The organism is Sulfitobacter sp. 1A12157 (genome assembly GCF_043557345.1).
Classification (GTDB): domain Bacteria; phylum Pseudomonadota; class Alphaproteobacteria; order Rhodobacterales; family Rhodobacteraceae; genus Sulfitobacter.
Genome location: NZ_JBIFFV010000001.1, coordinates 174829 through 197761, shown reverse-complemented (window position 1 = coordinate 197761; position 22933 = coordinate 174829). Strand labels below are relative to the sequence as shown.

Genomic DNA, 22933 nt, shown 5'->3' with positions numbered 1-22933 from the left:
GGGCGGCGATGCGCGCCTTCCCGCCTTGCGCCGCCCGCCGGGCGATTGCCGCGCTTGGCGAAGGGGCGTAGACCTAGCGCCATGAAATACCCGCTCGTCACCGCCATTCTCCTCGCCTGCGCCACGCCGCTTGGCGCGCATCCGCATATCTTCGTCGATACCGGGTTCGAAGTTATCGTCGATGCCGAGGGGCGGTTGACCCATTTGCGGATCACATGGGCCTATGACGAATTCTACTCTCTCTTGGTAACCGAGGATCGCGGCCTCGATCCCGATTACGATGGCGTGCTGACGCAGGCGGAAGTCGCCTCTCTCAACGGGTTCGACATGCAGTGGATCGAAGGGTTCAACGGCGATACGGTCTTGCTGGAGGGGGGCGAAGAGATCGCGCTCTCGGGGCCGCAGGACGTGGAAACCCGCTTTGCCGAAGGGCGGATCATCACCAGCCATCTGCGCGCGGTCGAAGGCCCGGCACCGGCGGCGAATGGGCTGGTCATCAAACCCTATGACCCGACCTATTACACCGCCTATGAGGTGAACCAGAAAGTGACCATCCAAGGCAGTGATGCCTGCCGCGCGCGGGTCAAGATGCCGGATATGAGCGCCGACCTGCGCGCCCTTCAGCAGGACTTGAGCGCGCTGGATGCCAATACCGACCCAAGCGATGTGGGCCTGCCGGAGATCGGCGAAGCCTTGGCCAATGAAGTGGTGATCACATGCGACGCATCATAGCGCTGGCAGCATTGGCGACCCTTCTGGCGCTGGCGGCGCTGTGGTGGTCGGGCGGGTTCAACGCCCTTGCCCATTGGGCCGCAGGGCAGCAGCGCGGGTTTCAAAACAGCATTGCCAGTGGGCTGCGCGCCACGCGGGGCGGCGATACGGCGGCGTTCTGGACGGTGCTTTTAGCGTCTTTTGCCTACGGCGTCGTCCATGCGGCGGGGCCGGGGCATGGCAAGATCGTGATCGGCGGCTACGGGCTGGCGCGGGCGGTACCGGTGCTCCGGCTCTCGCTGATTGCGCTGGCGGCCTCCCTGGGCCAAGCGGTGACCGCCGTGGGTCTGGTCTATGCGGGGATCCTCCTCTTGGGTCTTGGCCGTGAAGCGCTCGTCGGCGTGACCGAAGACATCATGGCCCCGGCAAGCTATGGCGCGATCGCCCTCATCGGGCTTTGGCTGATCTGGCGCGGGCTGCGCCATGCGCGGCAGGACAGATCGGCGCATTCCGGTGACGTATGCAGCCATTGCGGCCATGCCCATGGGCCCAGTCTGGCGCAGGTTCAGCGCGCGGGCAGGCTGCGCGACGCGCTGCTCTTGATCGGGGGGATTGCCATACGGCCCTGCACCGGAGCGCTGTTCGTGCTGGTGATCACTTGGCATATGGGGATCGGCGGGGTCGGCATCTTGGGGGCCTTTGCCATGGCGCTCGGCACCGGCTTGATCACCATCGCCACCGGCTTGGCCGCGACGGGGCTGCGCGCCGGGGTCTTGGGCGGGCTGGCCGGATCGCCGAGGCTGGCCCAAGCCGCAGCGGTGGCCGAGCTGACGGCGGGCTTGGTCGTGGTGACACTGGCGGGCGGTTTGCTGCTGCGCGCGCTTTAGCGGCGGCCCTCGCGGAGCCATGCGGCAGTGATGAAGAGCGCCGAGAGCACGAGCACCAGCCACCCCGGTAGCAGCGGCGTTTGCCGCACATCGCGCGTTTCGTAAGCGCCGCGCGGGGTCAGACCCAGCCAGCCGCGCCCGGCGGCGGGGCGGCCAAGGCGCACATCGCGCAGGCGCGGCAGCCCATCCTCCACCCGTGCCACCCCACCGCGCAGGCTGTCGATCGCCGGACGCAGGGCCGCATCGCTGGCGATGGTCTCGACAAACTCGCGCGGGGCGGCAGGGCCGAGGCCGATGACGGTGACCTCATCGCCGTTCTCCAGCCGGTAGAGGCCAATCTCTTCGCCGGTATACTCCGCCTCGAACCGGCCCGGCCCGGCGGGGGTGAGGGGCAATTCGACGGCGCTGCCATCGGGGGCGGTGATCGTGACGGAGGGCACGGTTTCATCCAAGGTGCGTCGGGTGATGCGCATGGTCCGGCCTTGGGCGGTGGCCATCAGCGCCTCCTCCTCAAGCTCGGGTTCCTTCATCATCCAATGGGCCAGACGGCGCAGCAATTCCAACTGCGGGCCGCCGCCTTCATAGCCACGGTTCCACAGCCACGCATGGTCGGAGGCGAGCAGGGCAACGCGCCCCTCATCCACCCGGTCCAGTACCAGAAGCGGGCGGTCGTCCGCGCCGGTCATCACCACGTCGCCGCTGTCAGCGTTCACGTCGATCTGGCGCAGCCAGCGGCCCCAATCGCCCCTGCCGGGCAGGTCTGAGGTGACGGGATGGCGCTGGCCAATGTCGGTGACGACCGGGGGGAAGGCTTCCTCCAAGACCCGCGCGGTGGGGGTGGCGGGCAGCACCGTGCCGAGCGGCGACCGGTAGAGGCTGTCGGCACTGGCGAAATCCGGCCCGGCGGCGACCAGCACCGCACCCCCCTTGCGCACATATTGCGCCACATTATCGAGGTAGAGCGCCGGCAAGATGCCGCGCCGTTGGTAGCGGTCAAAGATGATGAGATCGAAGTCGCCGATCTTTTCCATGAACAATTCGCGCGTCGGAAAGGCGATGAGCGACAGCTCGTTCACCGGCACCCCGTCCTGTTTGTCGGGCGGGCGCAGAATGGTGAAATGCACCAGATCGACCGCGCTGTCGGACTTCAGCAGGTTGCGCCACGTGCGCCCGCCGGGATGCGGCTCGCCTGAAACCAAGAGCACGCTGAGCCGGTCGCGCACGCCGTTCATCTGGATCAGCGCGGCATTGTTGCGGTCGGTCAACTCCCCCTCGGCTTCGGGCAGGGAGAAGCGGATCACGTTGCGCCCGCCGTGGGGCAGAGCCACGGGCAGTTCGAGGTCTTGGCCAATCGGCACGTTGAAACTCTGCGGTTCTTCCCCGTCGACAGAGATATCAAGCTGGGTCAGCCCGCCGCCCTCGGGCGCGGCCCCCAGATCGTCGATGCGCAGGGTCAGGGTCACCGGCTCTCCGATGATGGCAAAGGCCGGGGCGTTGCGTACGGTCAGGCGGCGGTCCCAGTCCTCGGCCCGGCCGGTTTGCAGCAGATGCAGCGGCGCGGGCAGGTCGAGCGGCAGATCGGCGTCATGCACCCGGCCATCGCTGAGCGCCAGAATGCCCGCGATCCGCGCGCGCGGCTCTTCGGCCAGCGCGTCTGCCAGCGTGGTCATCAGCCGGGTGCCGGCATCTTCGGCCCCATCGGGCACGGTGATCCGGCGCAGCTCGGTATTGGGTCGCGCGGCGATGCGGGCAGAGAGCGCCTCTGCCGCCGCGTCGGTCTGGGCGGCACGGTCCGAAAGCCGCTGGCTGGCGCTTTCGTCTTCCAAAAGCAGCACGATGTCCGACAGCGGCGCGCGGTCTTCGGTCTGGTAGGATGGCCCGGCGAGCGCGGCCAGGACCACCGCCGCCGCCAAGCCTCGCAGGGCCCAGCCCGACAGGCCGCGCCACAGCGCCAGCAGCAGGCCAAGCCCGGCCAGCACCGCAAGGCCGATCAGCAGCGGCAGGGGGATCAGCGGGTCGAAAAGCACGGTTCCGGTCATTGGCCCAACCTATCCAGCAGTGCAGGCACATGGACCTGATCGGATTTGTAGTTGCCGGTCAGCACATGCATGACAAGATTCACGCCAAAGCGGTAGGCCAGTTCGCGCTGCCGCTCTCCGGCAAAGCCGCGCCCGATGGGCAAAAGCGGCGCGCCATCGCGGCGCACGGCCCAAGCGGCGGCCCAGTCATTGCCGCCGATCACCACCGGCGTCACCCCGTCGTTGAGGTTGCGAAAGGGCATTCCCTCGATGCGTTCCGCATCGGGCGGCGCGGCCTCCACCCAGACATCGCGGCTGCTGTAGCGGCCGGGGTAGTCTTGCAGCAGGTAGAAGGTGCGCGTCAGGACGTGATCGCCGGGCAGCGGCTCCAGCGGCGGAATGTCGAGCGGTGCGGCCAGTTCTTGCAGTTTGCGCCCATTCGGACTGGCGGCACCGTAGCTCGCGATATCCGCGTCGCGCGTATCGAACAGGATCAGCCCGCCCGAGCGGAGGTAGTCGTTCAGCTTGCCATAGGCCTCGGACGAGGGCTGCGATTGGTCTGGTGTCACCGGCCAATAGAGGATCGGAAAGAAGGCCAGTTCGTCCTGCTCAAGGTCAACGCCGGTGGGCAGGTCGGGCTCGACCGTGGTGCGGAAATAAAGCGTGTCCGACAGGCCGATCAGCCCGGCGCGGGCGATCTCGTCAACGTCGCTGATGCCGGTGAGCACATGGGCCAGCGTCACCTCCGAGGCCGAGCGTATGGCAAAGCTCTCGGGGTCGGTCTCCTGCGCGTCGCCCATCTGGGGGGCGATGATCAGCCCCAAGGCCAGCGCCAAGCTGCCGGTGGAGCGGCGCAGCAGCAGCCCTGAGAGGGCGAGGGAGGCCAGCACATCGGCCACGAGCAGCAGGATAGCGAGGCTCAGAAGCGCCCCGGCGAGCGGTTGTTCCGGTGGCAGAGCAAGGCCGCGCAGCGGCACATCGGCGGGCCATGTGGCGGGGGTGAGGGCGGTCTCGGCAGTTAGCACATTGCGCGCAAGCCGCCGGTCTTCGGTGCCGTAAATGCCGGGCGGCAGGGCGGGCCCTGCAGGGGCCGAGATCAGGTCCGGCCCCGCAACGCCGGGCAGGGTGCCCGCGTCGGACAGGCTGCCGAAACCGTCCATCACCCGCAGCGGGGTCCATGTGGTGCCCTCAAGGCTCTGGGCCTCGGGGGCGCTGGCACCCGATGACACGGCCAGCCGTTCCATCATCTGCACGAAAAGACCCGACAGAGGCAGGGTCGACCATTCCGCCGTGGCGGTGACGTGGAACAGCACGATCTGCCCCTGACCCACGGCTTTGCGCGTGACCAGCGGGGTGCCATCGCTAAGCGCGGCGATCACCCGGTCGGCCAAAGTGGGGTCGGGTTGCGCCACGACCTGGGCCGAAACGGTCACGTCATCGGGCACCGTCAGCCCAAAGAAAGGCGACCCGTTGCGGAAGGGGGCCAGCGCCTTGGGTTCCCCCCAAGACATCGCGCCGCCGACGCTGCGACCCCCGGCGCGCAGGCGCACGGGCATCAGAGGGTCTTCGTCGATGCGGCTGACATCGCTTGCCGCCACGCGCGGTCCGGCGAAACGGATGAGCATGCCGCCCGCGTCGATCCACTCTTGCAGCGGCTCGGCCTCGGCGGGGGCGAGGGTGGCCACATCCGCCAGCACGATCACATCAGGGTTGGCGGGCAGCACCTCGGTCAGGGTGCCGTCGATCAGATCGGCGCTCGGGGCCAGCGCCTGTTCGATGTAATGCAGCGGTGAGAGCAGTTGCAGCCCCTCCTGCGCCCCGCGCCCTCGGATCAGCGCGACTTCGCGGCGGCGCAGCCCGTCATCGACCAAGGTGCGCGCCCCGGCGGAGCGTTGCCCCGCGATGTCGAAAGAGGTGAGCCGCGCGCGCATCTCGGCAGGCAGCGAGAGGGAGGTGCTGGCCTCGGTCGCGCCCGCCGCGAATGTCGCGCTGGCGGTGGCGAGCACCCGGGCGTTGCCTGCCGGATCGCGGCCATGGGCCTGCACCACCGCTGCGCGTTCCGGTCCGGGCGCGGCGCGGCGCAGGGTCAGGTCGATCGTGCCGTCTTGGTAGACTGCGGGGGCGATGCCGATGACATTGCCCGCGGGTTGATGCACCTCCACCGCGCCTTTGGATTGCAGCGCGGCAAGCAGGTCATCGCGGCCCGGATAGTCCAACCCTTCGCTGAACCACAGGGTATCGAAGGCAGGCAGGGTCGCCATGATCTCGGTCGCGCGGGTCAGTTCTGCCGGGGCCGGTTGCCATGGCGCGGGGGTGAACCCGGCCAGACGGCTGCGCCCCGCATCGGCGGATTGGAAGGTCGGCACCTGCGGGTCGGTGAGGCTGAGGATACCCACCGTCCGCTCGGCCCGTCCGGCGCGGGTGAGTTGGGCGTCAACGGCGGCCATCTGCCGGTCCCAGCCGCTGGCCCCGGCCCATGAGCCATCGAGCAGGATCAGCAAGGGGCCGCTGCCCTCTTCCGTCTTTGCCTGGGGGTTCAGCACCGGCCCGGCAAGGCCGATGATGATCGCGGCCACGGCCAGCATTCGCAGCAAAAGCAGCCACCACGGGGTGCGGTCGCTGGTGCTGTCGTCATCCGCCAACCCCAAGAGCAGCGCCACACCGGGAAAACGGCGGCGGACCGGGGCGGGCGGCACCGCCCGCAGGATCAGCCATAGGATCGGCAGCGCCAGCAGGGGCAGCAACAGCCAAGGCGCGGTGAAACCGATGCCGCCGAAAACGCTCATGCCACGCTCCCCTGTCGCGCGTCCAGCGCGCCATAGAGCCAGAGCAGCGCCGACTGCGCCGTGGCATCGGTGTGGTGCAGCCCGTAGCGCCAGCCGGTGCGGGCGCAGAGTTGCTGCAAGGCGTCTTTGCGCGCCGCCAGCCGGTCGAGGTAGCGGTCGCGCAGGTCGTTTGCCTTGAGCGTCTCATGTCGCAGACTGCCCCCGACGCTTTCGAAAATGGTGCGGCCCGCGAAGGGAAAAGCCTCCTCTGCCGGGTCCAGCAGGTGATAGAGCACGCCGCGCACGCCGCGGTCGGCGGCCTTGGTCAGCGCGGTCTGCACCGGGTCGAGATCGCCCATGAAATCCGAGATGAAGACCGCCCGCGCATGGGGTATCATGCCGCGATGTTCGGGCGGGGCGTAGTCTTGGCCATCCTCTTGGCAGAGCCATTCGGCCAGCCGCAGCACCTGCGGATTGCCGCGCCGTGGGGGCAGGGCGGTGCCGGTCAGGCCCACCCGCTCCCCCCCGCGCAGCAGCAAGATCGCCAGCGCAAGGCCCAAAAGGCGGGCGCGATCGGCCTTGTCGGGCAGCGCCTTGTCCGAGGCAAAGCGCATCGACGCCCCCTGATCGACCCAGAGCATGACGGACTGCGCGATCTGCCACTCGCGCTCGCGCACGAACTCCTGATCGCCACGGGCCGAACGGCGGTGGTCGACCATGCGGCGGCTGTCACCGATCTGCGCCGGACGGTATTGCCAGAAATCATCCCCCGTTCCCGCGCGGCGGCGGCCATGGGCGCCGGGCAGCACCGCACTGGCCAAATGCTCGGCCCGCGCCAGCAGGGCGGGCAGCCGGGCCGCTTCGCCCTCGGCGCTGGCTCTGAGGGACAGGGGGCTATGGGTCACGCGGCGGCCTTTTTCCCGATCAATTGACCGGCGGTGGCGTCGATCAGGCTTTGCAGGCTTTCGCCCCGCGCGCGGGCGGCAAAGTTCAGCGCCATCCGGTGGCTCAGCACCGGGCGGGCCATGGCCAGCACATCCTCGGCCGAAGGAGCCAGCCGCCCCTCCAGCAGCGCCCGGGCGCGCACGGTCAGCATCAGCGCCTGCGCGGCACGGGGGCCGGGGCCCCAAGCGACGCTCTCGCGCACGGCATGGGTGGCCTCAGGCTCATCGGGGCGGAAGGCGCGGACAAGGTCGAGGATCAGTTCCACCACGCTGTCGCCCACGGGCATCCGCCGCAGCAGGGTCTGGGCAGTGATCAGGTCTTCGGTGGTGAAGACCGGGCGCACTCTGCCCTCTTCGACGCCGGTGGTGGCAAGCAGAATGTCCCGCTCGGTCGCGCGGTCGGGGTAGGCCACGTCGATCTGCACGAGGAAGCGGTCAAGCTGCGCTTCGGGCAGGGGGTAGGTGCCTTCCTGCTCGATCGGGTTTTGCGTGGCGAGCACATGGAAAGGCTGCCCAAGCGCGCGGTCCTGCCCTGCGACGGTCACGGTCTTTTCCTGCATCGCCTGCAGCAGGGCGGATTGGGTGCGCGGACTGGCGCGGTTGATCTCATCGGCCATCAAAAGTTGGCAAAAGATCGGCCCTTCGACAAAACGAAAGGCGCGGCTGCCATCTGGCGCGGTGTCAAGCACTTCGGAGCCCAAGATGTCAGCGGGCATCAGATCGGGGGTGAATTGCACCCGGTTGCCGTGCAGGCCCATGACCGTGCTCAACGTCTCAACCAGCCGCGTCTTGCCCAAGCCGGGCAGGCCGATCAGCAGGCCGTGCCCGCCGCAGAGCAGCGCCGTCAGGGCAAGGTCGACAACCTGCTCCTGCCCGACGAAACGCCCGGTGATCGACTGTTTCGCCGCGGCCAGCCTTTCGCTCAGCGCTTCGATTTGCGCGATCAGATCATCCGCTTCGGCCATGACATTTCTTTCCCCGGAGTTATATCTTTCAGGTGTAAGTGTATCGCGACCAAAGGGAATGGCAAAAGAAATGAGCGGACAAAATACCGTGACACCCACGGCAGACAGTTTGATCGAAGCCGCCAAGGCCGCAAAAGCGCGCGGAACCCCGCCGCTTGAGAAGTGGAACCCGGAATTTTGCGGCGATCTGGACATGCAGATCAGACGCGACGGGACGTGGTTCTACCAAGGCACGCCCATTGGCCGGATCGAAATGGTTAAGTTGTTCGCATCGATTCTCTGGCGCGAGGGGGATGACTATTTCCTGAAAACCCCGGTGGAGAAGGTGGGCATCACCGTCGAAGACGCCCCCTTCGTCGCCGTGGATTTCGAGGCCGAGGGCGCGGGCGCGGCGCAACAGTTGCGGTTTTTGACCAATCTGGGCGACGTGGCCGAGGCGGGGCCAGCCCATCCGATCCGCGTGGTCCGCGATGAAGAGACGGGCGAACCTGCGCCCTATGTGCTGGTGCGCCGCAATCTGGAGGCGCTGATCGACCGCAAAAGCTTTTACCGCTTGGTCGATCTGGGCCAGCACCGCGACGGCTGGTTTGGTGTCTGGTCGGGTGGGGAATTCTTTGGCATCATCCCTTCGGAAGACCTGCCGTAAGTTCACCGAAAGACCCGAATGCCGATCACCCCCGCCGCCAATCTGTCGCTGCTTTGGTCCGAACTGCCCTATCTGGACCGGTTCGACGCGGCGGCAGAGGCGGGGTTTGGCGCAGTCGAGGTCTTGTTTCCCTATGACATGCCCGCGAAAGAGACGCAGCGCGCCTTGCTGCGCAATGGGCTCACGCTCGCCCTGATCAACGCGCCGCCGCCGAATTACACGGGCGGTCTGCCCGGTTTCGCCGCTCTGCCGGGAGGGGAGGCGCGTTTCGCCCATGATATGCGCCGGGTCTGGCGCTATGTCGACGCGCTGCGGCCCCGGATGGTGCATGTCATGGCAGGGGAGGCCGAAGGGCCAGCGGCGGCAAAGGCTTTCGTGGCAAACCTGCGCCATGCCGCGGCAGAGGCGCCGCCGGGGGTTACCCTGATGATCGAGCCGCTCTGCCCGCAAGCCAAACCGGGATATTTCTTGAATGACTACGCGCAGGCGGCGGATCTGCTGGCGGTGGTGGATGCGCCCAATGTGGCGCTGCAGTTCGACAGTTTCCACGCTCAGATGATCCACGGCGACGCCGTGGCGGTTTTCGAGGGGTATCGCCCCCTGATCCGCCATGTGCAGTTAGGTGATGCGCCAGAGCGCGGCGCGCCCGGCAGCGGTGATGTCGATTTCGACGGGCTCTTTGCCGCGCTGCGGGCGGGCTATGACGGTTTCGTCAGCGGGGAGTATAGTCCGGGCGGCCCGACAGAGCAGACCTTGGGGTGGGTGACTGCTTTAGGGGAATGACACCGGCGCATCGCCGGGCTGCCACTGGGGGTATTTATCCATCACGCTTTCGAAGCGGGGCGAGGCCAGAAACCTGTCGAGCCAGCCGCGCAGGGCGGGCCAGTTCTGCGCGTCGAACCAAGCGCGGTCGATAAAGGCGAACTGCCGGACGAAGGGCAGGATCGCGTAATCCGCCAGCGTGGGGCGGTCGAAAATCCAATCGTCCAGTTGCGCGTCGAGAGCGCGGAGGAAGGTTGCCGCCTTGGCGCGTTGCTCTTCGGGGTCCACCTCGGGGTAGCGGGTGGCGTATTTGGTGCGGTCCAGCGCGTCTTTGAACGGGCCGTCGGCGCGGGCGATCCAGTCGTGCCCCTCGGGCGGCATGTCGCGCCAACCTTCGGGATCGTTCAGCGCCAGCGCCCATTTCATGATGTCGAGGCTTTCGTCGATGGGGCCGGTTTCGGTGACAAGGCAGGGCACGGTGGCACTGGGCGAGGCATCGAGGAAGGCTTGCGGTTTGTCCCGCAGGACGACTTCGCGCAGGCGGACGGGGGTTTGCGCGGCAGCAATGGCGAGGCGGGCGCGCATGGCGTAGGGGCAGCGGCGGAAGGAGTAGAGGATCGGGGTCATGCGGTGGATTTAGGGCATTGGCCAAGGAGAGCAAAGGGTCGGCGCCCGAGCATTGCCACTCGGCCCGGAATCAAGCCGCAGGCGCCGGGCCATCGCCTGCCCGCCCCCCGGGTAGGCGATATGGTGAGGCTGGGGGTGACCTCGCGAAGGCATATCAAAGCTGAGCCATAAAGTGGCATTCGGCCCCGTCGCATCGCCGACCCGCGGACAGGCGATGACCCTCCGCTTATATTCGCTACCCGGCCTCCAAATAAGCGGCAGCCCTGCTGAGCATCACTGTCTCAAAAACAGGCGCTGGCCCTCAGCCCATCACTGAAACGGCGTCGGCGGCAGTCCCTTCCCAGCAAAGCGCGCCACGTCATCCACCCGCTTTGACCGCGCCGCCGTGGTCCGCGCCGCGTCGATCCACGCCAGCGCGTCGGCCTTGAGGGTTGGGCTATAGGCGGCCCAGCCCGCCTGTGCCCCGGTCTCTTCCAGCGCCTGTGCGAGATCGTCGGGCAGGTGCAATTCGCTGCTCATCAATGCGCCTCGGCCCAATTGGCACCCACACCGGCATCGACGATCAGCTTCACGTCGAGCTTCACCACCGGATCATTGGCATTCTCCATCACCTCGCGCGCGGCGGCGATCAGCGCGTCTTCGGCGCCCTTTTCGACCTCGAAAAGCAGTTCATCGTGCACCTGCAACAGCATGGTCGCGGGCAGGTCGGCGATGACCTCGGGCATCCGCACCATGGCGCGGCGGATCACATCTGCGGCGGTGCCTTGGATCGGCGCGTTGATCGCGGCGCGGGCGGCGAACCCGGCCTGCGGACCCTTGGCACCGATGTTGGGCGTGTTGATCTTGCGGCCAAAGAGCGTCTGCACATAGCCATGCTCTTTCGCAAAAGCCTTGGTGTCGTCCATATAGGTCCGGATGCCGGGGAACCGCTCGAAATAGCGGTCGATGAAACCCTGTGCCTCGGCCCGCGGGATGCGCAGATTGCGGGCCAGGCCGAAGCCCGAGATGCCGTAGATCACGCCAAAGTTGATCGCCTTGGCGTTGCGGCGAATCTCAGGGGTCATCTGGTCCATCGGCACGTCGAACATCTCCGACGCGGTCATGGCGTGGATGTCGTCGCCGCGGTGAAACGCCTCCTTCAGCGCGTCGATCTGGGCGATATGCGCAAGGATGCGCAGCTCGATCTGGCTGTAGTCCAGCGCCACCAGCACCTTGCCCTCGGGGGCGACGAAAGCCTCGCGGATGCGGCGGCCCTCCTCAGAGCGGATCGGGATGTTTTGCAAGTTCGGATCGGTCGAGGCAAGCCGCCCGGTCGCCGCCCCGGCGATGGAATAGCAGGTGTGCACCCGGCCCGTCTCGGCGTTCACATGGTCTTGCAGCGCGTCGGTATAGGTCGATTTCAGCTTCGACAACTGCCGCCAGTCCAGCACCCGACGGGCGAGGTCATGTTCGGTCGCCAGATCCTCCAGCACGTCGGCGCCGGTGGAATATTTGCCGGTCTTGCCCTTCTTGCCGCCCGGCAGCCCCATCTTGCCAAAGAGGATTTCGCCAAGCTGGGCGGGGGAGCCGACATTGAAGCTCTCGCCCGCCAACTCGTGAATATCCGCCTCCAGCCCGGCCATCTTCTGCGCAAAGGCGTTGGACATGCGGCTGAGCGTATCGCGGTCGACCTCGATGCCCGCCCGCTCCATCTGCGCCAGCACGGGCACCAGCGGGCGCTCCAGCGTTTCGTAGACCTTGGTGACCTCGGCGCGGTGCAGCTGCGGTTTGAAAAGCTGCCAAAGGCGCAGGGTGACATCGGCATCCTCGGCGGCATAGGCGACGGCATCGGCCAGCGGCACCTTGTCGAAGGTCACGGCGGATTTGCCGCTGCCCAAAAGCGGCTTGATCGGCATCGGTGTGTGACCGAGATAGCGCTCGGAAAGCGTGTCCATCCCATGCCCGTGCAGGCCCGCGTGCATCGCGTAGGACATCAGCATGGTGTCGTCGATGGGTGCAACCGCGATGCCCAGTTGGGCGAAAATCTTGCTGTCGTATTTCATGTTCTGCCCGATCTTGAGGATCGCGGGATCCTCCAGCATCGGGGTCAGCAGTTGCAGCGCCTCTTCGATCGGCATCTGACCGGGGGCCAGCCCCTCTCCGCCAAAGAGGTCATCGTCGCGGCTGGCTTTATGGGTCAGCGGAATGTAGCAGGCCTGCCCGGGCTCCACGGCCAGCGAAACGCCGACCAGTTCCGCGGTCATCTCATTGAGGCCGGTGGTCTCGGTGTCTACCGCGACATAGCCCCGCTCGTAAATTCGGTTGAGCCAGACGCGCAGCGCTTCGGCGTCGCTGACCTGTTCGTACTGGCTGTGGTCAAAGGCCACCTCGGCCACCTGTGGCGCATCGGCCACGGCGGGGGCGGGCGCGTCGGGGATGGCCGGGGCCTCGCGGCCCAGCACCTCGGCCACGCGTTTCGACAGGGTGCGGAACTCCATCTCGGACAAGAAGCCCAGAAGGCGGTCCGCATCGGGATCGCGCACTTCGAGATCGTCGATGGTGAAGTCGAGCGGCGTGTTTTCATCCAGCAGGACAAGATTGCGGCTCAGGCGGATTTGTTCGGCGTGGTCGATCAGGGTCTGCCGGCGCTTGGGCTGTTTGATCTCACCCGCGCGTTCCAGGAGCGCATCCAGATCACCGTATTCGTTGATCAAAAGCGCGGCTGTCTTGATCCCGATGCCGGGCGCGCCGGGCACGTTGTCGACCGAATCGCCCGCCAGCGCTTGCACGTCGACCACGCGTTCGGGATAGACGCCGAACTTCTCGAACACCCCATCGCGGTCGATGGTCTTGTTTTTCATTGCGTCGAGCATTTCGACCCCGTCGCCCACAAGCTGCATCAGATCCTTGTCGGAGCTGATAATGGTGCAACGCCCCCCGGCGGCGCGGGCCTGCACGGCGAGGGTGGCGATAATGTCATCGGCCTCATAGCCCTCAAGCTCTTTGCAGGCGATGTTGAAGGCTTCGGTCGCGGTGCGGGTCAGCGTGATCTGCGGGCGCAGGTCTTCGGGCATCGCATCGCGGTTGGCCTTGTACTGGTCATACATGTCGTTGCGGAAGGTGTGGCTGCCCTTGTCGAAGATCACGGCGACATGGGTGGGCGCGTTGGGGCCGGTGTTGCCCTCGACATAGCGGTGCAGCATGTTGCAGAACCCGGCGACCGCGCCGATGGGCAGACCATCGGATTTGCGCGTCAGCGGCGGCAGGGCGTGATAGGCGCGAAAAATGAAGGCAGAGCCGTCGATCAGATGCAGGTGGTGGCCTTTGCCGAATGTCATAGGAATGCTCCGCTGGATTGGCGACCCTTTTGCCACGAAGCATGGCCCACGGCCAGACGCCATTGCGCCGCGCGGGCAGGTTCGTGCCGTCGGTTCAGATGTTCAGATGGGGGCCGGAAAGGTTCAGACTTTGCCTTCGAAATCCGCATGGACGAATTTGCAGTCGCAATAGCCGCATTCGACCCAGCCGCGCTCTTGGGGGATTTGCAGCCAGACGCGCGGGTGGCCAAGCGCGCCTTCGCTGCCGTCGCAGGCCACGCGCCAAGTGTTCACGATGCGGGTTTCGGGCGCTTGCAGGGTCATGGAGTTGGTCCTCGGCTCAGGCGAAAGTTGCCACTCGTTATGACCAAAGCGGGCGCGCGGGGCAAGGGCTCAGCGCGGGAATGGAAGGCTTGTGCACAAAGTGGTTCAAGTGCCAGCCCACAAGGGGTAAAAGGCGCTGAACAGCCACCAAGCCGGAGCAGCAGTCTGATGAGCGCCCCCAAACCTGTCGTATTGTGCATCCTTGACGGTTGGGGCCTGAGCGAGGTGCCCGAGGGCAACGCGCCCTTGCTGGCAAAGACGCCGAATTTCGACCGGATCATGCAGGCGGGGCCGCAGGCGCAGTTGATCACCCATGGCCCCGATGTGGGGCTGCCGCGCGGGCAGATGGGCAATTCCGAGGTCGGCCACACCAATATCGGCGCGGGCCGGGTGGTGGCGATGGATCTGGGGCAGATTGATCTGGCCATCGAAGAAGGCAGCTTTGCCGAGAATGGGCGCCTGCAAGATTTCATCGCCAAGCTCAAGGAAACCGGCGGCACGGCGCATCTGATGGGCGTCGTCTCGGACGGGGGGGTGCATGGGCATCTTAGCCATATGATCGCCGCCGCCCGCGCGCTGGATGCGGCGGGGCTGCCGGTGGTGATCCATGCGGTGACCGATGGGCGCGACGTGGCGCCCTCCTCTGCCCTTGGCTATTTCGAGACGCTGGAGGCGGCGCTGCCCGAGGCCGTGAAGATCGTCACCGTGACGGGGCGCTATTTCGCGATGGACCGCGACACCCGTTGGGACAGGGTCGGCAAGGCTTCGGCGGCGATCCTGCATGGCGAAGGGCAGGGGTTTCCCGATCCCCGCGCGGCGGTTGAGGCGGCCTATGGGCGTGGCGAGACCGATGAATTCATCACCGCCTGCGTGATCGAGGGCTACGCGGGGGCGGCATCCGGCGACGGGCTCTTCTGCCTCAACTTCCGCGCCGACCGCGCGCGGGAGATCATGGCGGCCTTGGGCGATCCGGGCTTTGACGCCTATGACACCGGCCCGCGCCCCGATTGGGCAGCGCTGATGGGCATGGCGGAATATTCCAAAGACCACGCCGCCTATATGACCACGATGTACCCCAAGCCGGACATCAAGAACACGCTTGGCGAATGGGTGGCGCAGCAGGGGCTGCGGCAGTTCCGGCTGGCCGAGACCGAGAAATATCCCCATGTGACCTTCTTCCTCAATGGCGGGGTTGAGACCCCGGCCACGGGGGAGGACCGCAACATGCCCAAATCGCCGAACGTGGCAACCTATGATCTGCAGCCCGAGATGTCCTCTGCCGAGGTGACGGACCAGTTCGTGCAGGCGATCGAGGCGGGCTATGACCTGATCGTGGTGAACTACGCCAATCCCGATATGGTCGGCCATACCGGCGATCTGGAGGCGGCGATTGCGGCCTGTGAGGCGGTGGATGCGGGGCTGGGCCGGGTGCTCAAGGCGCTGGAGGCCGCAGGCGGCGCGATGATCGTCACGGCGGATCACGGCAATTGCGAGATGATGATCGACCCCGAGACCGGCGGCGCACATACGGCCCATACGCTCAACCCCGTGCCGGTGGTGGCGGTGGGCGCGCCCGAAGGGGCGGCGCTGCGCGATGGGCGGCTGGCCGATCTGGCGCCCACGGTGCTCGATCTGATGGGCCTGCCGCAGCCCGAAGAAATGACCGGGAAAAGCCTGCTTTCATGAAACATCTTGCCGCGGCTGTCCTTTTTGCCTGTCTGCCCCTGATGGCTCAGGCGCAGGCCGATGAGGCCGCCGCGGAGGCACGCGCGGCGGCGACCGCCCTGGAGGCCGCATCGGCGCGGCTGGACCAAGCCGATGGTGCGCGCGACCGGGTCAAGGCGCTGACCGAGACGATTCAGGCCTTCGAGGCGGGGCTCGCGGCGATGCGGGCCGGGCTGCGGCAGGCCGCGATCAACGAGGCGCAGCTCAGCCGCAAGCTACAGGCGCGCGAGGGCGAGGTGGCGCAATTCTTGGGCGTCTTGCAAAGCATCGGCGGTGACCCGTCGCCCGTGGTGCTGCTGCACCCCGACGGCCCGATGGGCACCGCCCGTGCGGGCATGTTGCTGGCTGAATTGACGCCTGCGCTCAACGCCCGCGCCGATGCGCTGCGGCAGGACTATGAGGACATCAAGACCCTGCGCGCGCTCCAAACCGATGCGGCGCAGCGCCTGCAAGACGGGCTGACCGAGCTTCAGGCCGCACGCGCCGCGCTCAATCAGGCGATGGCCAACCGCACCGATCTGCCGATGCGCTTTACCGAAGACCCTGTGCGCACTGCGATCCTCATCGCCTCGACCGAGACGTTGGATGGTTTTGCCAGCGGCCTGTCCGAGATCACCACCGGCGCGGTTGAGCCTGCGCCGGTGAACCTCGAAGGGCAGGTGGGTGAGCTGCCCTTGCCCGCGCAGGGGCTGGTGATCCGCAAGGCCGGAGAGACGGATTCGGCGGGTGTGACACGGCCCGGGATGATCCTTGCCACCCGCCCGCGCGCCATCGTGACCAGCCCCTCGGCAGCGACGATCCGCTATGTCGGGCCGCTGCTCGATCTGGGCAATGTCGTGATCCTTGAGCCGCAGGTCGACACGCTTTTCGTACTGGCGGGGCTCGATGTGGTTTACGGTCAGGCCGGGCAGGTGATTGCCGGTGGCACGCCCATCGGGTTGATGGGCGGGCCGGAAAGCGGCACAACATCTCAGATGTCACCAAATGGTGAAGCCACTGGCACTGACCGGACGGAAACGCTCTATATAGAAGTCAGGCAAGACAACACACCTCAGGATCCGGCAGACTGGTTCCGCACCGACAAGGATGGATAGCAGATGAAGAAATTCGTGATGGCAGCCGTTGCAGGCACGGTGGCGGGAGTGGTCGCCACCACTCAGATCGCCGGGCCGCTGCTGGCGCAAGAGGCCGAGAAGACGACCAATGTTTACGAACAGCTTGATCTTTTCGGTGATATTTTCGAACGCATCCGCGCCCAATATGTCGAAGATGTCGATCCCGGCGACCTGATCGAAGCCGCGATCAACGGCATGCTCACCTCGCTTGATCCGCATTCGTCCTACCTGTCGCCGAAAGACGCCGAGAAGATGCGCGAACAGACGCGCGGTGAGTTTGGCGGTCTTGGCATCGAAGTCACCCAAGAGGAGGGTTTTGTCAAAGTCGTCTCGCCCATCGACGGCACGCCTGCCGCCGAAGCGGGGATCGAAGCGGGGGATTTCATCACCCATGTCGATGGTGAAAGCCTGCTGGGGCTTGGCCTCGACGACGCGGTCGAGATGATGCGCGGGCCGGTGGGGTCCGAGATCCTGATCACCGTGGTGCGGGAAGGGGAGCCTGAGCCCTTTGACGTCTCCATCGTGCGCGACACGATCCAATTGACCGCCGTGCGGGCCCGCACCGTGGGCGATACCGCCGTGCTGCGCCTGACCACCTTCAATGAGCAGACCTATCCGAAGATGAAGGAAGGGCTCGAGCAGCAGATCGAAGAGGCGGGCGGCATCGAGAACCTTAACGGCATCGTCATCGACATGCGCAACAACCCCGGTGGTTTGCTCAACCAAGCGATTGCCGTGTCGGATGCCTTTCTTGAGGAGGGCGAGATCGTCAGCACCCGGGGCCGTGACATCGAAGACGGTGACCGGGTGAACGCCACGCCGGGGGATCTGGCGATGGGCAAGCCGATCGTCGTGCTGATCAACGGCGGCTCTGCCTCGGCTTCCGAGATTGTCGCGGGCGCTTTGCAGGACCACCGCCGGGCCATCGTCATCGGCACCAAGAGCTTCGGCAAAGGCTCGGTTCAGACCGTCATGCCGCTGCGCGGGGAAGGGGCCATGCGCCTGACCACAGCACGTTACTACACGCCCTCGGGCCGGTCGATCCAAGCGCTTGGCGTATCGCCCGATATCGTCGTGGCCCAGCCCCCGGCGACACCCGAGACCGAGGAAGACGATGACGCATTGTCGGCACGCCCCCTCCGCTCCGAAGCCGATCTGCGGGGCCGGCTGAACAATGACAGCCTGACCGACGATCAGATCAAACAGATCGAAGACGACCGCGAAAAGGCCCGCAAGGCGGCAGAGCTGCGCGAAGAGGATTACCAACTGGCCTATGCCATCGACATCCTCAAAGGTCTGTCGGCTCTGGGTCCGAACGAGTGATGTCTTTCACATAAATGTACAAAGCCCCGCTGGAGACAGCGGGGCTTTTTGTTGGGCGCGGTGCCTGCGGGGCGGCGTTTCGCTTATTCCGTCTCGCGGCAATGCCGCCGAAAGGCGCGTTTCAGCATATCGAGTTCGGCGCGCAGCAGGTTCACCTCGGCCCGTATATCATCGCCGAGCGCTTCATCCGCGATCAGGGTCACATGACCCAAATGCGCCCCGCTGGCCGTTTCGGTGATGACGAGGGTCTGCACCCCATCGGCAATCGCCTCTGCCGGGACGGGGAAGGAAAGATGCCAGCGCCCTTCGGACCCTTCGGCCTCTAACGTGATATCCGTCACCTCCTTGCCCTCGTGGGACACGCTGATCTGCGGCGTCTCTGCGCCCTCTTCGGCGGTCAGCACGCCCTGCCAGACGCCTTGGCGCAGCACGGTTTTGGTCAGGTCATATCGGCTCATCACGGGGATCCTAGAACTGGGCGCGGGGGGAGCGGGAAAAAGTGAGGTCGCGCAGAACGATTTGGTTCATCTCCGGCCCTTCAAAGATCAGGTCGATCCATGCCGCCTCGATCCGCTTTTCGTTGAGCTTGCTATAGGCCAGATCGAATTCGACGCTGATCTGTTCCTGACCGACGGGCAGTTCGCGGACGATCTGTTCGGTGTTCGGCCCGTGGCGGATGTTGAGCCGGGCAAAGATCTCCAGCGGGTGCTCGAATTGCACGATCGTATCCATGCGGATCAGGTGACGGCGTTTCAATCCGGTGATGGCCTCAAGCGGCAGATCGACCACCAGCGACAGGAATGACCCGTCGAATTTGAACACGTCGAGTTGCAGGCCAAAGGGGGCCAGATCGGCCTCGCGCAGGTTACGCAACTGGCGCAGGGTCAGTTCCGACTGCGCGCAATCGTGGAACAGGGTCACCTCTTCGCCCAGTTTGGATTTGGTCGCGACCGAGGACAGCCCCGGCGTGGCAAGCGGGCCACGCCACAACTCGGGCCGCCATGCCCAATCGGCGTTATGTGGTTTCGGGAACCCGCTGGCCCCGATGGCGGGCAGGGCAAGGCGGTCTTCGGCGCGGTGGATCAGCCGGTTCAGTTCAGCGCGCAGCAGTCGGGCGCGGCTGCGTTGGCGGCGTAGGGTGGCGAGGTCAGCCGTGGCCGCTGTGCGGGCCGCAACCGCCCAGCGTTGCAGCGCGCGGGCAAAGAGCTTGCCGTCAAGATATCCGCGGCGGAAGTTGACCATGGAGCTGCGCCTCTCGTTTGCCGGCAGTCTATGCAAGGCGGGGAGTTCGTTCAAATGAATAGCCCCCGTGATTGTTTACGGCCCCGGGCAGTGTTGCCGATATGGAAACAGCGAGCGGGTTAGCTGCCCGCGTCTGCGGGGGCCGCGCTTTTGTTGCGGCTTTGCTGGATCAGCTCTGCCACCAGCGCGCGGCCCTCTTCGGAAATGGCCCGGCTTTGCGGCGCGCCGTAGAGGGTGACGCTGGCGACATGGCCGCCGATCCGCGCCATGCCGCGCCAATGGCGGGGGGACATGCCCTCGGCGGGCACCGGCCCTAGGGCCACAAAGATCGACGCCCCCTCGATGCTACCGGCCTCTTGCAACTGGCTGAGCCCCGCCGCCTCGGCCACCTGTTGCGGTGTGGGCAGGGGCGCCTCGGCCTCGGCTTCGATCAGCGCGAGGGTGAGAATGCCGCGCGGCGCGGCGCTGACCACATCGGGCAGGCCAAGCGCATCGCAGCGCGCCATCAGCGCAAAGCGGCGTTTGAGGCTTTTGGGGTCGATGCAATAGCCCTGCGGCGGCACCACCTGCACCGCGCCCCCGGCCAAAGCTGTTTGCAGCAGCGGTTTCTCGGGGGTGGCGGCTCTGCCGCCAAAGGAAAAACCCTGACCGCCTTCGCAGGCGGACAGGGTGAGCATGGCAAGCGCCGCAAGCGGGCCTTTAGAGGTCCATGTAATCATGGGTCTCCGCCTTGGCGCCGGGATGTGTTACCGCGCCAAGGTAGGTGGGGCCGACGAGTTTCGCGTATTTCCACAGCGCGCCGCTTTCGTAATTGGTCGCGCGCGGCCCGGTCCACGCCTTGCGGCGCTCGGCCAGTTCCTCGTCCGTGAGGCTCACGGTGATGCTGCCCTTGACCGCGTCGAGGGTGATCATGTCGCCGTTCTTCAGCAGCGCGATGGGGCCGCCATGGGCCGCCTCGGGGCCGACATGGCCGACACAGAAGCCACGCGTCGCGCCCGAGAAGCGCCCGTCGGTGATCAGCGCCACCTTCTTGCCCATGCCCTGACCCGAAAGGGCTGCGGTGGTCGCCAGCATCTCGCGCATGCCGGGGCCGCCTGCCGGGCCTTCGTTGCGGATCACGAAGACATCGCCTTCGGAATAGGCGCGGTTCTGCACCGCCTCGAAGGCGTCCTGCTCGCACTCGAAGACCAGCGCGGGGCCGGTGAAGACGATGTCTTCCTCGGCCATGCCCGCGATCTTCACGATGGCGCCTTCGGGGGCGAGGTTGCCCTTCAGGCCCACGACGCCGCCGGTCTTGCTGATCGGGGCGGCGACCGAGTGGATCACCTTGCCGTCGGCCTCGCGGTCGATGCGGTCCAGTTCTTCGCCGATGGAGCGACCGGTGGCGGTCAGACAGTCGGTGTGCAAAAGCCCCGCCTTGCGCAGTTCCTTCATCACCACCGGCACGCCGCCGGCGTCGTAAAGATCCTTGGCCACGTATTGGCCGCCCGGCTTCATGTCGACGAAGTAAGGCGTGTCGCGGAAGATCTCGCAAACGTCTTCGAGGAAGAAGTCGATCCCGGCCTCATGGGCCATCGCCGGCAGGTGCAGGCCCGCGTTGGTCGAGCCACCGGTGCAGGCGACGATGCGCGCCGCGTTTTCAAAGGCTTCGCGGGTGCAGATGTCGCGGGCGCGGATGTTCTTCTCGATCAGGTTCATCACCGCGGCACCCGAAGCCTCGGCATAGGCGTCGCGGCTCTCGTAGGGCGCGGGCATGCCGGAGGAGTTCGGCAGCGCGAGGCCGATCGCCTCGGACACGCAGGCCATGGTGTTGGCGGTGAACTGGCCACCGCAGGCCCCGGCGGAGGGGCAGGCGACGCGTTCCAGCACATCGAGTGCTGCCTGCGACATGGAGCCGTTCTGGAAGCGGCCCACGGCTTCGAACATGTCCTGCACCGTAAGATCGCGAGAGGCGAAATCTTCCGGCACGTCGGCACCGGCGGGCGCCTTGCCCGGCAGGATCGAGCCGCCATAGAGGAAGACCGACGGCACGTTCAGCCGCAGCATCGCCATCATCATCCCCGGCAGCGACTTGTCGCAGCCCGCCAGCCCGACGATGGCGTCATAGCAATGGCCGCGCATGGTCAGTTCCACCGTGTCGGCAATCGCCTCACGCGAGGCCAGCGAAGAGCGCATGCCCTCGTGCCCCATCGCGATGCCGTCGGTGACGGTGATGGTGGTGAACTCGCGCGGGGTGCCCTGTTCGGAATGTACACCGACCTTCACCGCCTGCGCCTGACGGTTCAGCGCGATGTTGCAGGGGGCAGCTTCGTTCCAGCAGGTGGCGACGCCCACCAGCGGCTGGTGAATCTCTTCCTCGGTCATGCCCATGGCATAGTAGTAGGACCGGTGCGGCGCGCGGGCCGGGCCTTCGGTCACATGGCGGCTGGGCAGCCGGGATTTGTCGAAGCGGGGCGTGGTGGACATCGGTGGGCTCCTTGAAACGTCTCGAATGGAATAGAGGGGCGGCGGCTATGCTGCAAGGCTTTGGCGCGTATGAGGCGGGGGAACTGTTGTATTGCAGCGTGTTAGGGCATAGGTTCTGACCTTCTGGCAAGCGTGAAGGCCCAGCATATGCTCTGCAAGCACCACCCCCGATCTGAACGGCGTCGCTGATGAACTGGCGGCCCGATTACAGCGCTCACGCAGCCTTTGTCGCGCCTGCGCGGAGCGCCTCGGCACTGTGGCGTTTTTTGCTGGGGCTTTTCGTGGCGGTGGTGGCCTATGTCGCGCTGAACGAGCTTTACTTTCAGACGGTCTATGCGCTGGCGGGGGCGGCGGCCCCCTCGCTGCATGGCAACCTGCTGAAAGGCGCTACGCCGCAGGCCATGTATCTGCTGTTGTTCAGCTTTGGCACCATGGCGATGGCCGTTGCCGTGACCCTGCGGATCGTGCACCGGCGCAGCGCAGGGAGCCTTTTTGGTCTCCCGGGGCGGCTCTGGCCCAGCTTTCGCGCGGTCTCCGGGGCCATGTTGCTGCTGGGCGTCGCGCTGGCGGTCCTGCCGCCCTGGGACATGGGGGGCGAGTTGGCGCCGAACCTGCCCCTAAGCCGCTGGTTGCTGCTTTTGCCGCTGTCGCTGCTGGCCGTGCTGGTGCAGGTCAGCGCCGAAGAGATCGTCTTTCGCGGCTATGTGCAGCAGCAACTGGCGGCGCGGTTCAACTCGCCGCTGGTCTGGATGGTGCTGCCGTCGGCGCTGTTCGCGGCGGGCCATTACCTGCCCGCCGAGGCGGGAGAGAATGCGCTGATGGTGGCGCTTTGGGCCGGGGTCTTCGGCATCCTGATGGCGGACCTTACCGCGCGCTCCGGCTCGCTTGGGCCGGCCATCGCGGTGCATCTGTGGAACAATGTCTCGGCCATTCTCATTGTCTCTCTGCCGGATGATCTCTCGGGGCTGGCGCTCTATCTTACGCCCTTTTCGATGGATGACGCCGCGGCGTTGCGCTCATGGTTGCCGGTGGACTTCGCCTTGATGCTGGTCTCATGGCTGGCGGCACGGCTGGCGATACGCCGCTGATTGCAATTTCCCCATGCGGGGATTATCTG

The 22933-nt window shown here is 66.3% G+C and carries 20 protein-coding genes; 8 read left to right on the top strand and 12 right to left on the bottom strand.

Annotated features, from left to right (window positions below):
* The first annotated feature begins 81 nt into the window (after positions 1-81).
* Both ACGYLC_RS01060 and ACGYLC_RS01055 read left to right on the top strand, forming a co-directional pair.
* Positions 82-732, top strand: coding sequence for a DUF1007 family protein (locus ACGYLC_RS01060; protein WP_394421143.1), 651 nt, complete (start codon positions 82-84; stop codon positions 730-732).
* Positions 717-1598, top strand: coding sequence for a nickel/cobalt transporter (locus tag ACGYLC_RS01055; protein WP_394421141.1), 882 nt, complete (start codon positions 717-719; stop codon positions 1596-1598). The genes ACGYLC_RS01060 and ACGYLC_RS01055 overlap by 16 nt, the downstream gene beginning before the upstream one ends.
* Here ACGYLC_RS01055 and ACGYLC_RS01050 read toward each other — a convergent pair.
* Genes ACGYLC_RS01050 through ACGYLC_RS01035 form a run of 4 tightly spaced genes read right to left on the bottom strand, consistent with a single transcriptional unit; the run spans position 1595 to position 8290 of the window.
* Positions 1595-3637, bottom strand: a complete 2043-nt coding sequence (locus tag ACGYLC_RS01050) for a hypothetical protein (protein WP_394421140.1) — start codon at positions 3635-3637, stop codon at positions 1595-1597. The two genes, ACGYLC_RS01055 and ACGYLC_RS01050, sit on opposite strands and share 4 nt — an antisense overlap.
* A complete protein-coding gene (locus tag ACGYLC_RS01045) occupies positions 3634-6402 on the bottom strand; it encodes a DUF4159 domain-containing protein (RefSeq protein WP_394421139.1) in 2769 nt (922 codons plus the stop codon). Before ACGYLC_RS01045 ends, ACGYLC_RS01050 begins: the two co-directional genes overlap by 4 nt.
* Entirely contained in the window at positions 6399-7286 is an 888-nt protein-coding gene (locus tag ACGYLC_RS01040) for a DUF58 domain-containing protein (protein ID WP_394421137.1), read from the bottom strand. The genes ACGYLC_RS01045 and ACGYLC_RS01040 overlap by 4 nt, the downstream gene beginning before the upstream one ends.
* Entirely contained in the window at positions 7283-8290 is a 1008-nt protein-coding gene (locus ACGYLC_RS01035; protein ID WP_394421136.1) for an AAA family ATPase, read from the bottom strand. Before ACGYLC_RS01035 ends, ACGYLC_RS01040 begins: the two co-directional genes overlap by 4 nt.
* A gap of 70 nt (positions 8291-8360) precedes the next feature.
* Here ACGYLC_RS01035 and ACGYLC_RS01030 point away from each other — a divergent pair, with 70 nt between their 5' ends.
* Both ACGYLC_RS01030 and ACGYLC_RS01025 read left to right on the top strand, forming a co-directional pair.
* Entirely contained in the window at positions 8361-8936 is a 576-nt protein-coding gene (locus tag ACGYLC_RS01030) for a DUF1285 domain-containing protein (RefSeq protein WP_394421133.1), read from the top strand.
* An 18-nt stretch (positions 8937-8954) separates the two neighbouring features.
* Positions 8955-9719: a hydroxypyruvate isomerase family protein gene (locus ACGYLC_RS01025; protein ID WP_394421131.1), complete on the top strand. Its 765-nt coding sequence runs from the start codon at positions 8955-8957 to the stop codon at positions 9717-9719.
* Here ACGYLC_RS01025 and ACGYLC_RS01020 read toward each other — a convergent pair.
* From ACGYLC_RS01020 to ACGYLC_RS01005, 4 genes are all read right to left on the bottom strand, one after another.
* Complete coding sequence (locus tag ACGYLC_RS01020) at positions 9708-10325, bottom strand: glutathione S-transferase (protein ID WP_394421129.1); 618 nt, start codon at positions 10323-10325, stop codon at positions 9708-9710. The genes ACGYLC_RS01025 and ACGYLC_RS01020 overlap by 12 nt on opposite strands.
* A 309-nt stretch (positions 10326-10634) precedes the next feature.
* Positions 10635-10844 (bottom strand): YdeI/OmpD-associated family protein, encoded by a 210-nt coding sequence (locus ACGYLC_RS01015; RefSeq protein ID WP_394397903.1) that lies wholly within the window; start codon positions 10842-10844, stop codon positions 10635-10637.
* A complete protein-coding gene (gene polA, locus ACGYLC_RS01010; RefSeq protein ID WP_394421128.1) occupies positions 10844-13642 on the bottom strand; it encodes a DNA polymerase I in 2799 nt (932 codons plus the stop codon). Before polA ends, ACGYLC_RS01015 begins: the two co-directional genes overlap by 1 nt.
* A 123-nt stretch (positions 13643-13765) precedes the next feature.
* The gene (locus ACGYLC_RS01005) at positions 13766-13945 is read right to left on the bottom strand and encodes a zinc-finger domain-containing protein (RefSeq protein ID WP_394397899.1); all 180 of its coding nucleotides are present in this window, start codon (positions 13943-13945) and stop codon (positions 13766-13768) included.
* A 168-nt stretch (positions 13946-14113) separates the two neighbouring features.
* On the opposite strand from ACGYLC_RS01005, the gene gpmI reads away from it, so the two are divergent.
* From gpmI to ACGYLC_RS00990, 3 genes are read left to right on the top strand one after another with little or no spacing between them, the layout of a single operon-like run.
* A complete protein-coding gene (gene gpmI, locus ACGYLC_RS01000; protein WP_394421126.1) occupies positions 14114-15631 on the top strand; it encodes a 2,3-bisphosphoglycerate-independent phosphoglycerate mutase in 1518 nt (505 codons plus the stop codon).
* Positions 15628-16764, top strand: a complete 1137-nt coding sequence (locus ACGYLC_RS00995; RefSeq protein WP_394421124.1) for a murein hydrolase activator EnvC family protein — start codon at positions 15628-15630, stop codon at positions 16762-16764. The genes gpmI and ACGYLC_RS00995 overlap by 4 nt, the downstream gene beginning before the upstream one ends.
* Before the next feature lie 3 nt (positions 16765-16767).
* A complete protein-coding gene (locus tag ACGYLC_RS00990) occupies positions 16768-18108 on the top strand; it encodes a S41 family peptidase (protein WP_394397893.1) in 1341 nt (446 codons plus the stop codon).
* Positions 18109-18191: 83 nt separating this feature from the next.
* Here the strand turns inward: ACGYLC_RS00990 and ACGYLC_RS00985 are convergent, their stop codons facing one another.
* The 4 genes from ACGYLC_RS00985 to ilvD all read right to left on the bottom strand — a co-directional run bounded on the left by ACGYLC_RS00985 (position 18192) and on the right by ilvD (position 21816).
* A complete protein-coding gene (locus ACGYLC_RS00985; protein ID WP_394421122.1) occupies positions 18192-18566 on the bottom strand; it encodes a hypothetical protein in 375 nt (124 codons plus the stop codon).
* A 10-nt stretch (positions 18567-18576) separates the two neighbouring features.
* The gene (locus tag ACGYLC_RS00980; protein WP_394421120.1) at positions 18577-19350 is read right to left on the bottom strand and encodes a DUF6478 family protein; all 774 of its coding nucleotides are present in this window, start codon (positions 19348-19350) and stop codon (positions 18577-18579) included.
* A 119-nt stretch (positions 19351-19469) separates the two neighbouring features.
* Positions 19470-20069, bottom strand: a complete 600-nt coding sequence (locus ACGYLC_RS00975) for a hypothetical protein (RefSeq protein WP_394421119.1) — start codon at positions 20067-20069, stop codon at positions 19470-19472.
* Positions 20050-21816 (bottom strand): dihydroxy-acid dehydratase, encoded by a 1767-nt coding sequence (gene ilvD / locus ACGYLC_RS00970; protein WP_394421118.1) that lies wholly within the window; start codon positions 21814-21816, stop codon positions 20050-20052. Before ilvD ends, ACGYLC_RS00975 begins: the two co-directional genes overlap by 20 nt.
* 188 nt (positions 21817-22004) lie before the next feature.
* Here ilvD and ACGYLC_RS00965 point away from each other — a divergent pair, with 188 nt between their 5' ends.
* Entirely contained in the window at positions 22005-22904 is a 900-nt protein-coding gene (locus ACGYLC_RS00965; RefSeq protein ID WP_394421117.1) for a CPBP family intramembrane glutamic endopeptidase, read from the top strand.
* Positions 22905-22933 lie beyond the last annotated feature (29 nt).

Excerpts from the sequence above, each read along its gene's own strand:
- ACGYLC_RS01025 (WP_394421131.1), top strand. The coding sequence starts at position 8,955 with ATGCCGATCACCCCCGCCGCCAATCTGTCGCTGCTTTGGTCCGAACTG.
- polA (WP_394421128.1), bottom strand. The coding sequence starts at position 13,642 with ATGACATTCGGCAAAGGCCACCACCTGCATCTGATCGACGGCTCTGCC.
- ACGYLC_RS00990 (WP_394397893.1), top strand. The coding sequence starts at position 16,768 with ATGAAGAAATTCGTGATGGCAGCCGTTGCAGGCACGGTGGCGGGAGTG.
- ACGYLC_RS01060 (WP_394421143.1), top strand. The coding sequence starts at position 82 with ATGAAATACCCGCTCGTCACCGCCATTCTCCTCGCCTGCGCCACGCCG.
- ACGYLC_RS00965 (WP_394421117.1), top strand. The coding sequence starts at position 22,005 with ATGAACTGGCGGCCCGATTACAGCGCTCACGCAGCCTTTGTCGCGCCT.
- ACGYLC_RS01020 (WP_394421129.1), bottom strand. The coding sequence starts at position 10,325 with ATGACCCCGATCCTCTACTCCTTCCGCCGCTGCCCCTACGCCATGCGC.
- ACGYLC_RS01035 (WP_394421136.1), bottom strand. The coding sequence starts at position 8,290 with ATGGCCGAAGCGGATGATCTGATCGCGCAAATCGAAGCGCTGAGCGAA.
- ACGYLC_RS01005 (WP_394397899.1), bottom strand. The coding sequence starts at position 13,945 with ATGACCCTGCAAGCGCCCGAAACCCGCATCGTGAACACTTGGCGCGTG.
- ACGYLC_RS01015 (WP_394397903.1), bottom strand. The coding sequence starts at position 10,844 with ATGAGCAGCGAATTGCACCTGCCCGACGATCTCGCACAGGCGCTGGAA.
- ACGYLC_RS01045 (WP_394421139.1), bottom strand. The coding sequence starts at position 6,402 with ATGAGCGTTTTCGGCGGCATCGGTTTCACCGCGCCTTGGCTGTTGCTG.
- ACGYLC_RS01030 (WP_394421133.1), top strand. The coding sequence starts at position 8,361 with ATGAGCGGACAAAATACCGTGACACCCACGGCAGACAGTTTGATCGAA.
- ilvD (WP_394421118.1), bottom strand. The coding sequence starts at position 21,816 with ATGTCCACCACGCCCCGCTTCGACAAATCCCGGCTGCCCAGCCGCCAT.
- ACGYLC_RS01050 (WP_394421140.1), bottom strand. The coding sequence starts at position 3,637 with ATGACCGGAACCGTGCTTTTCGACCCGCTGATCCCCCTGCCGCTGCTG.
- gpmI (WP_394421126.1), top strand. The coding sequence starts at position 14,114 with ATGAGCGCCCCCAAACCTGTCGTATTGTGCATCCTTGACGGTTGGGGC.
- ACGYLC_RS00980 (WP_394421120.1), bottom strand. The coding sequence starts at position 19,350 with ATGGTCAACTTCCGCCGCGGATATCTTGACGGCAAGCTCTTTGCCCGC.
- ACGYLC_RS00985 (WP_394421122.1), bottom strand. The coding sequence starts at position 18,566 with ATGAGCCGATATGACCTGACCAAAACCGTGCTGCGCCAAGGCGTCTGG.
- ACGYLC_RS00975 (WP_394421119.1), bottom strand. The coding sequence starts at position 20,069 with ATGATTACATGGACCTCTAAAGGCCCGCTTGCGGCGCTTGCCATGCTC.
- ACGYLC_RS01055 (WP_394421141.1), top strand. The coding sequence starts at position 717 with ATGCGACGCATCATAGCGCTGGCAGCATTGGCGACCCTTCTGGCGCTG.
- ACGYLC_RS00995 (WP_394421124.1), top strand. The coding sequence starts at position 15,628 with ATGAAACATCTTGCCGCGGCTGTCCTTTTTGCCTGTCTGCCCCTGATG.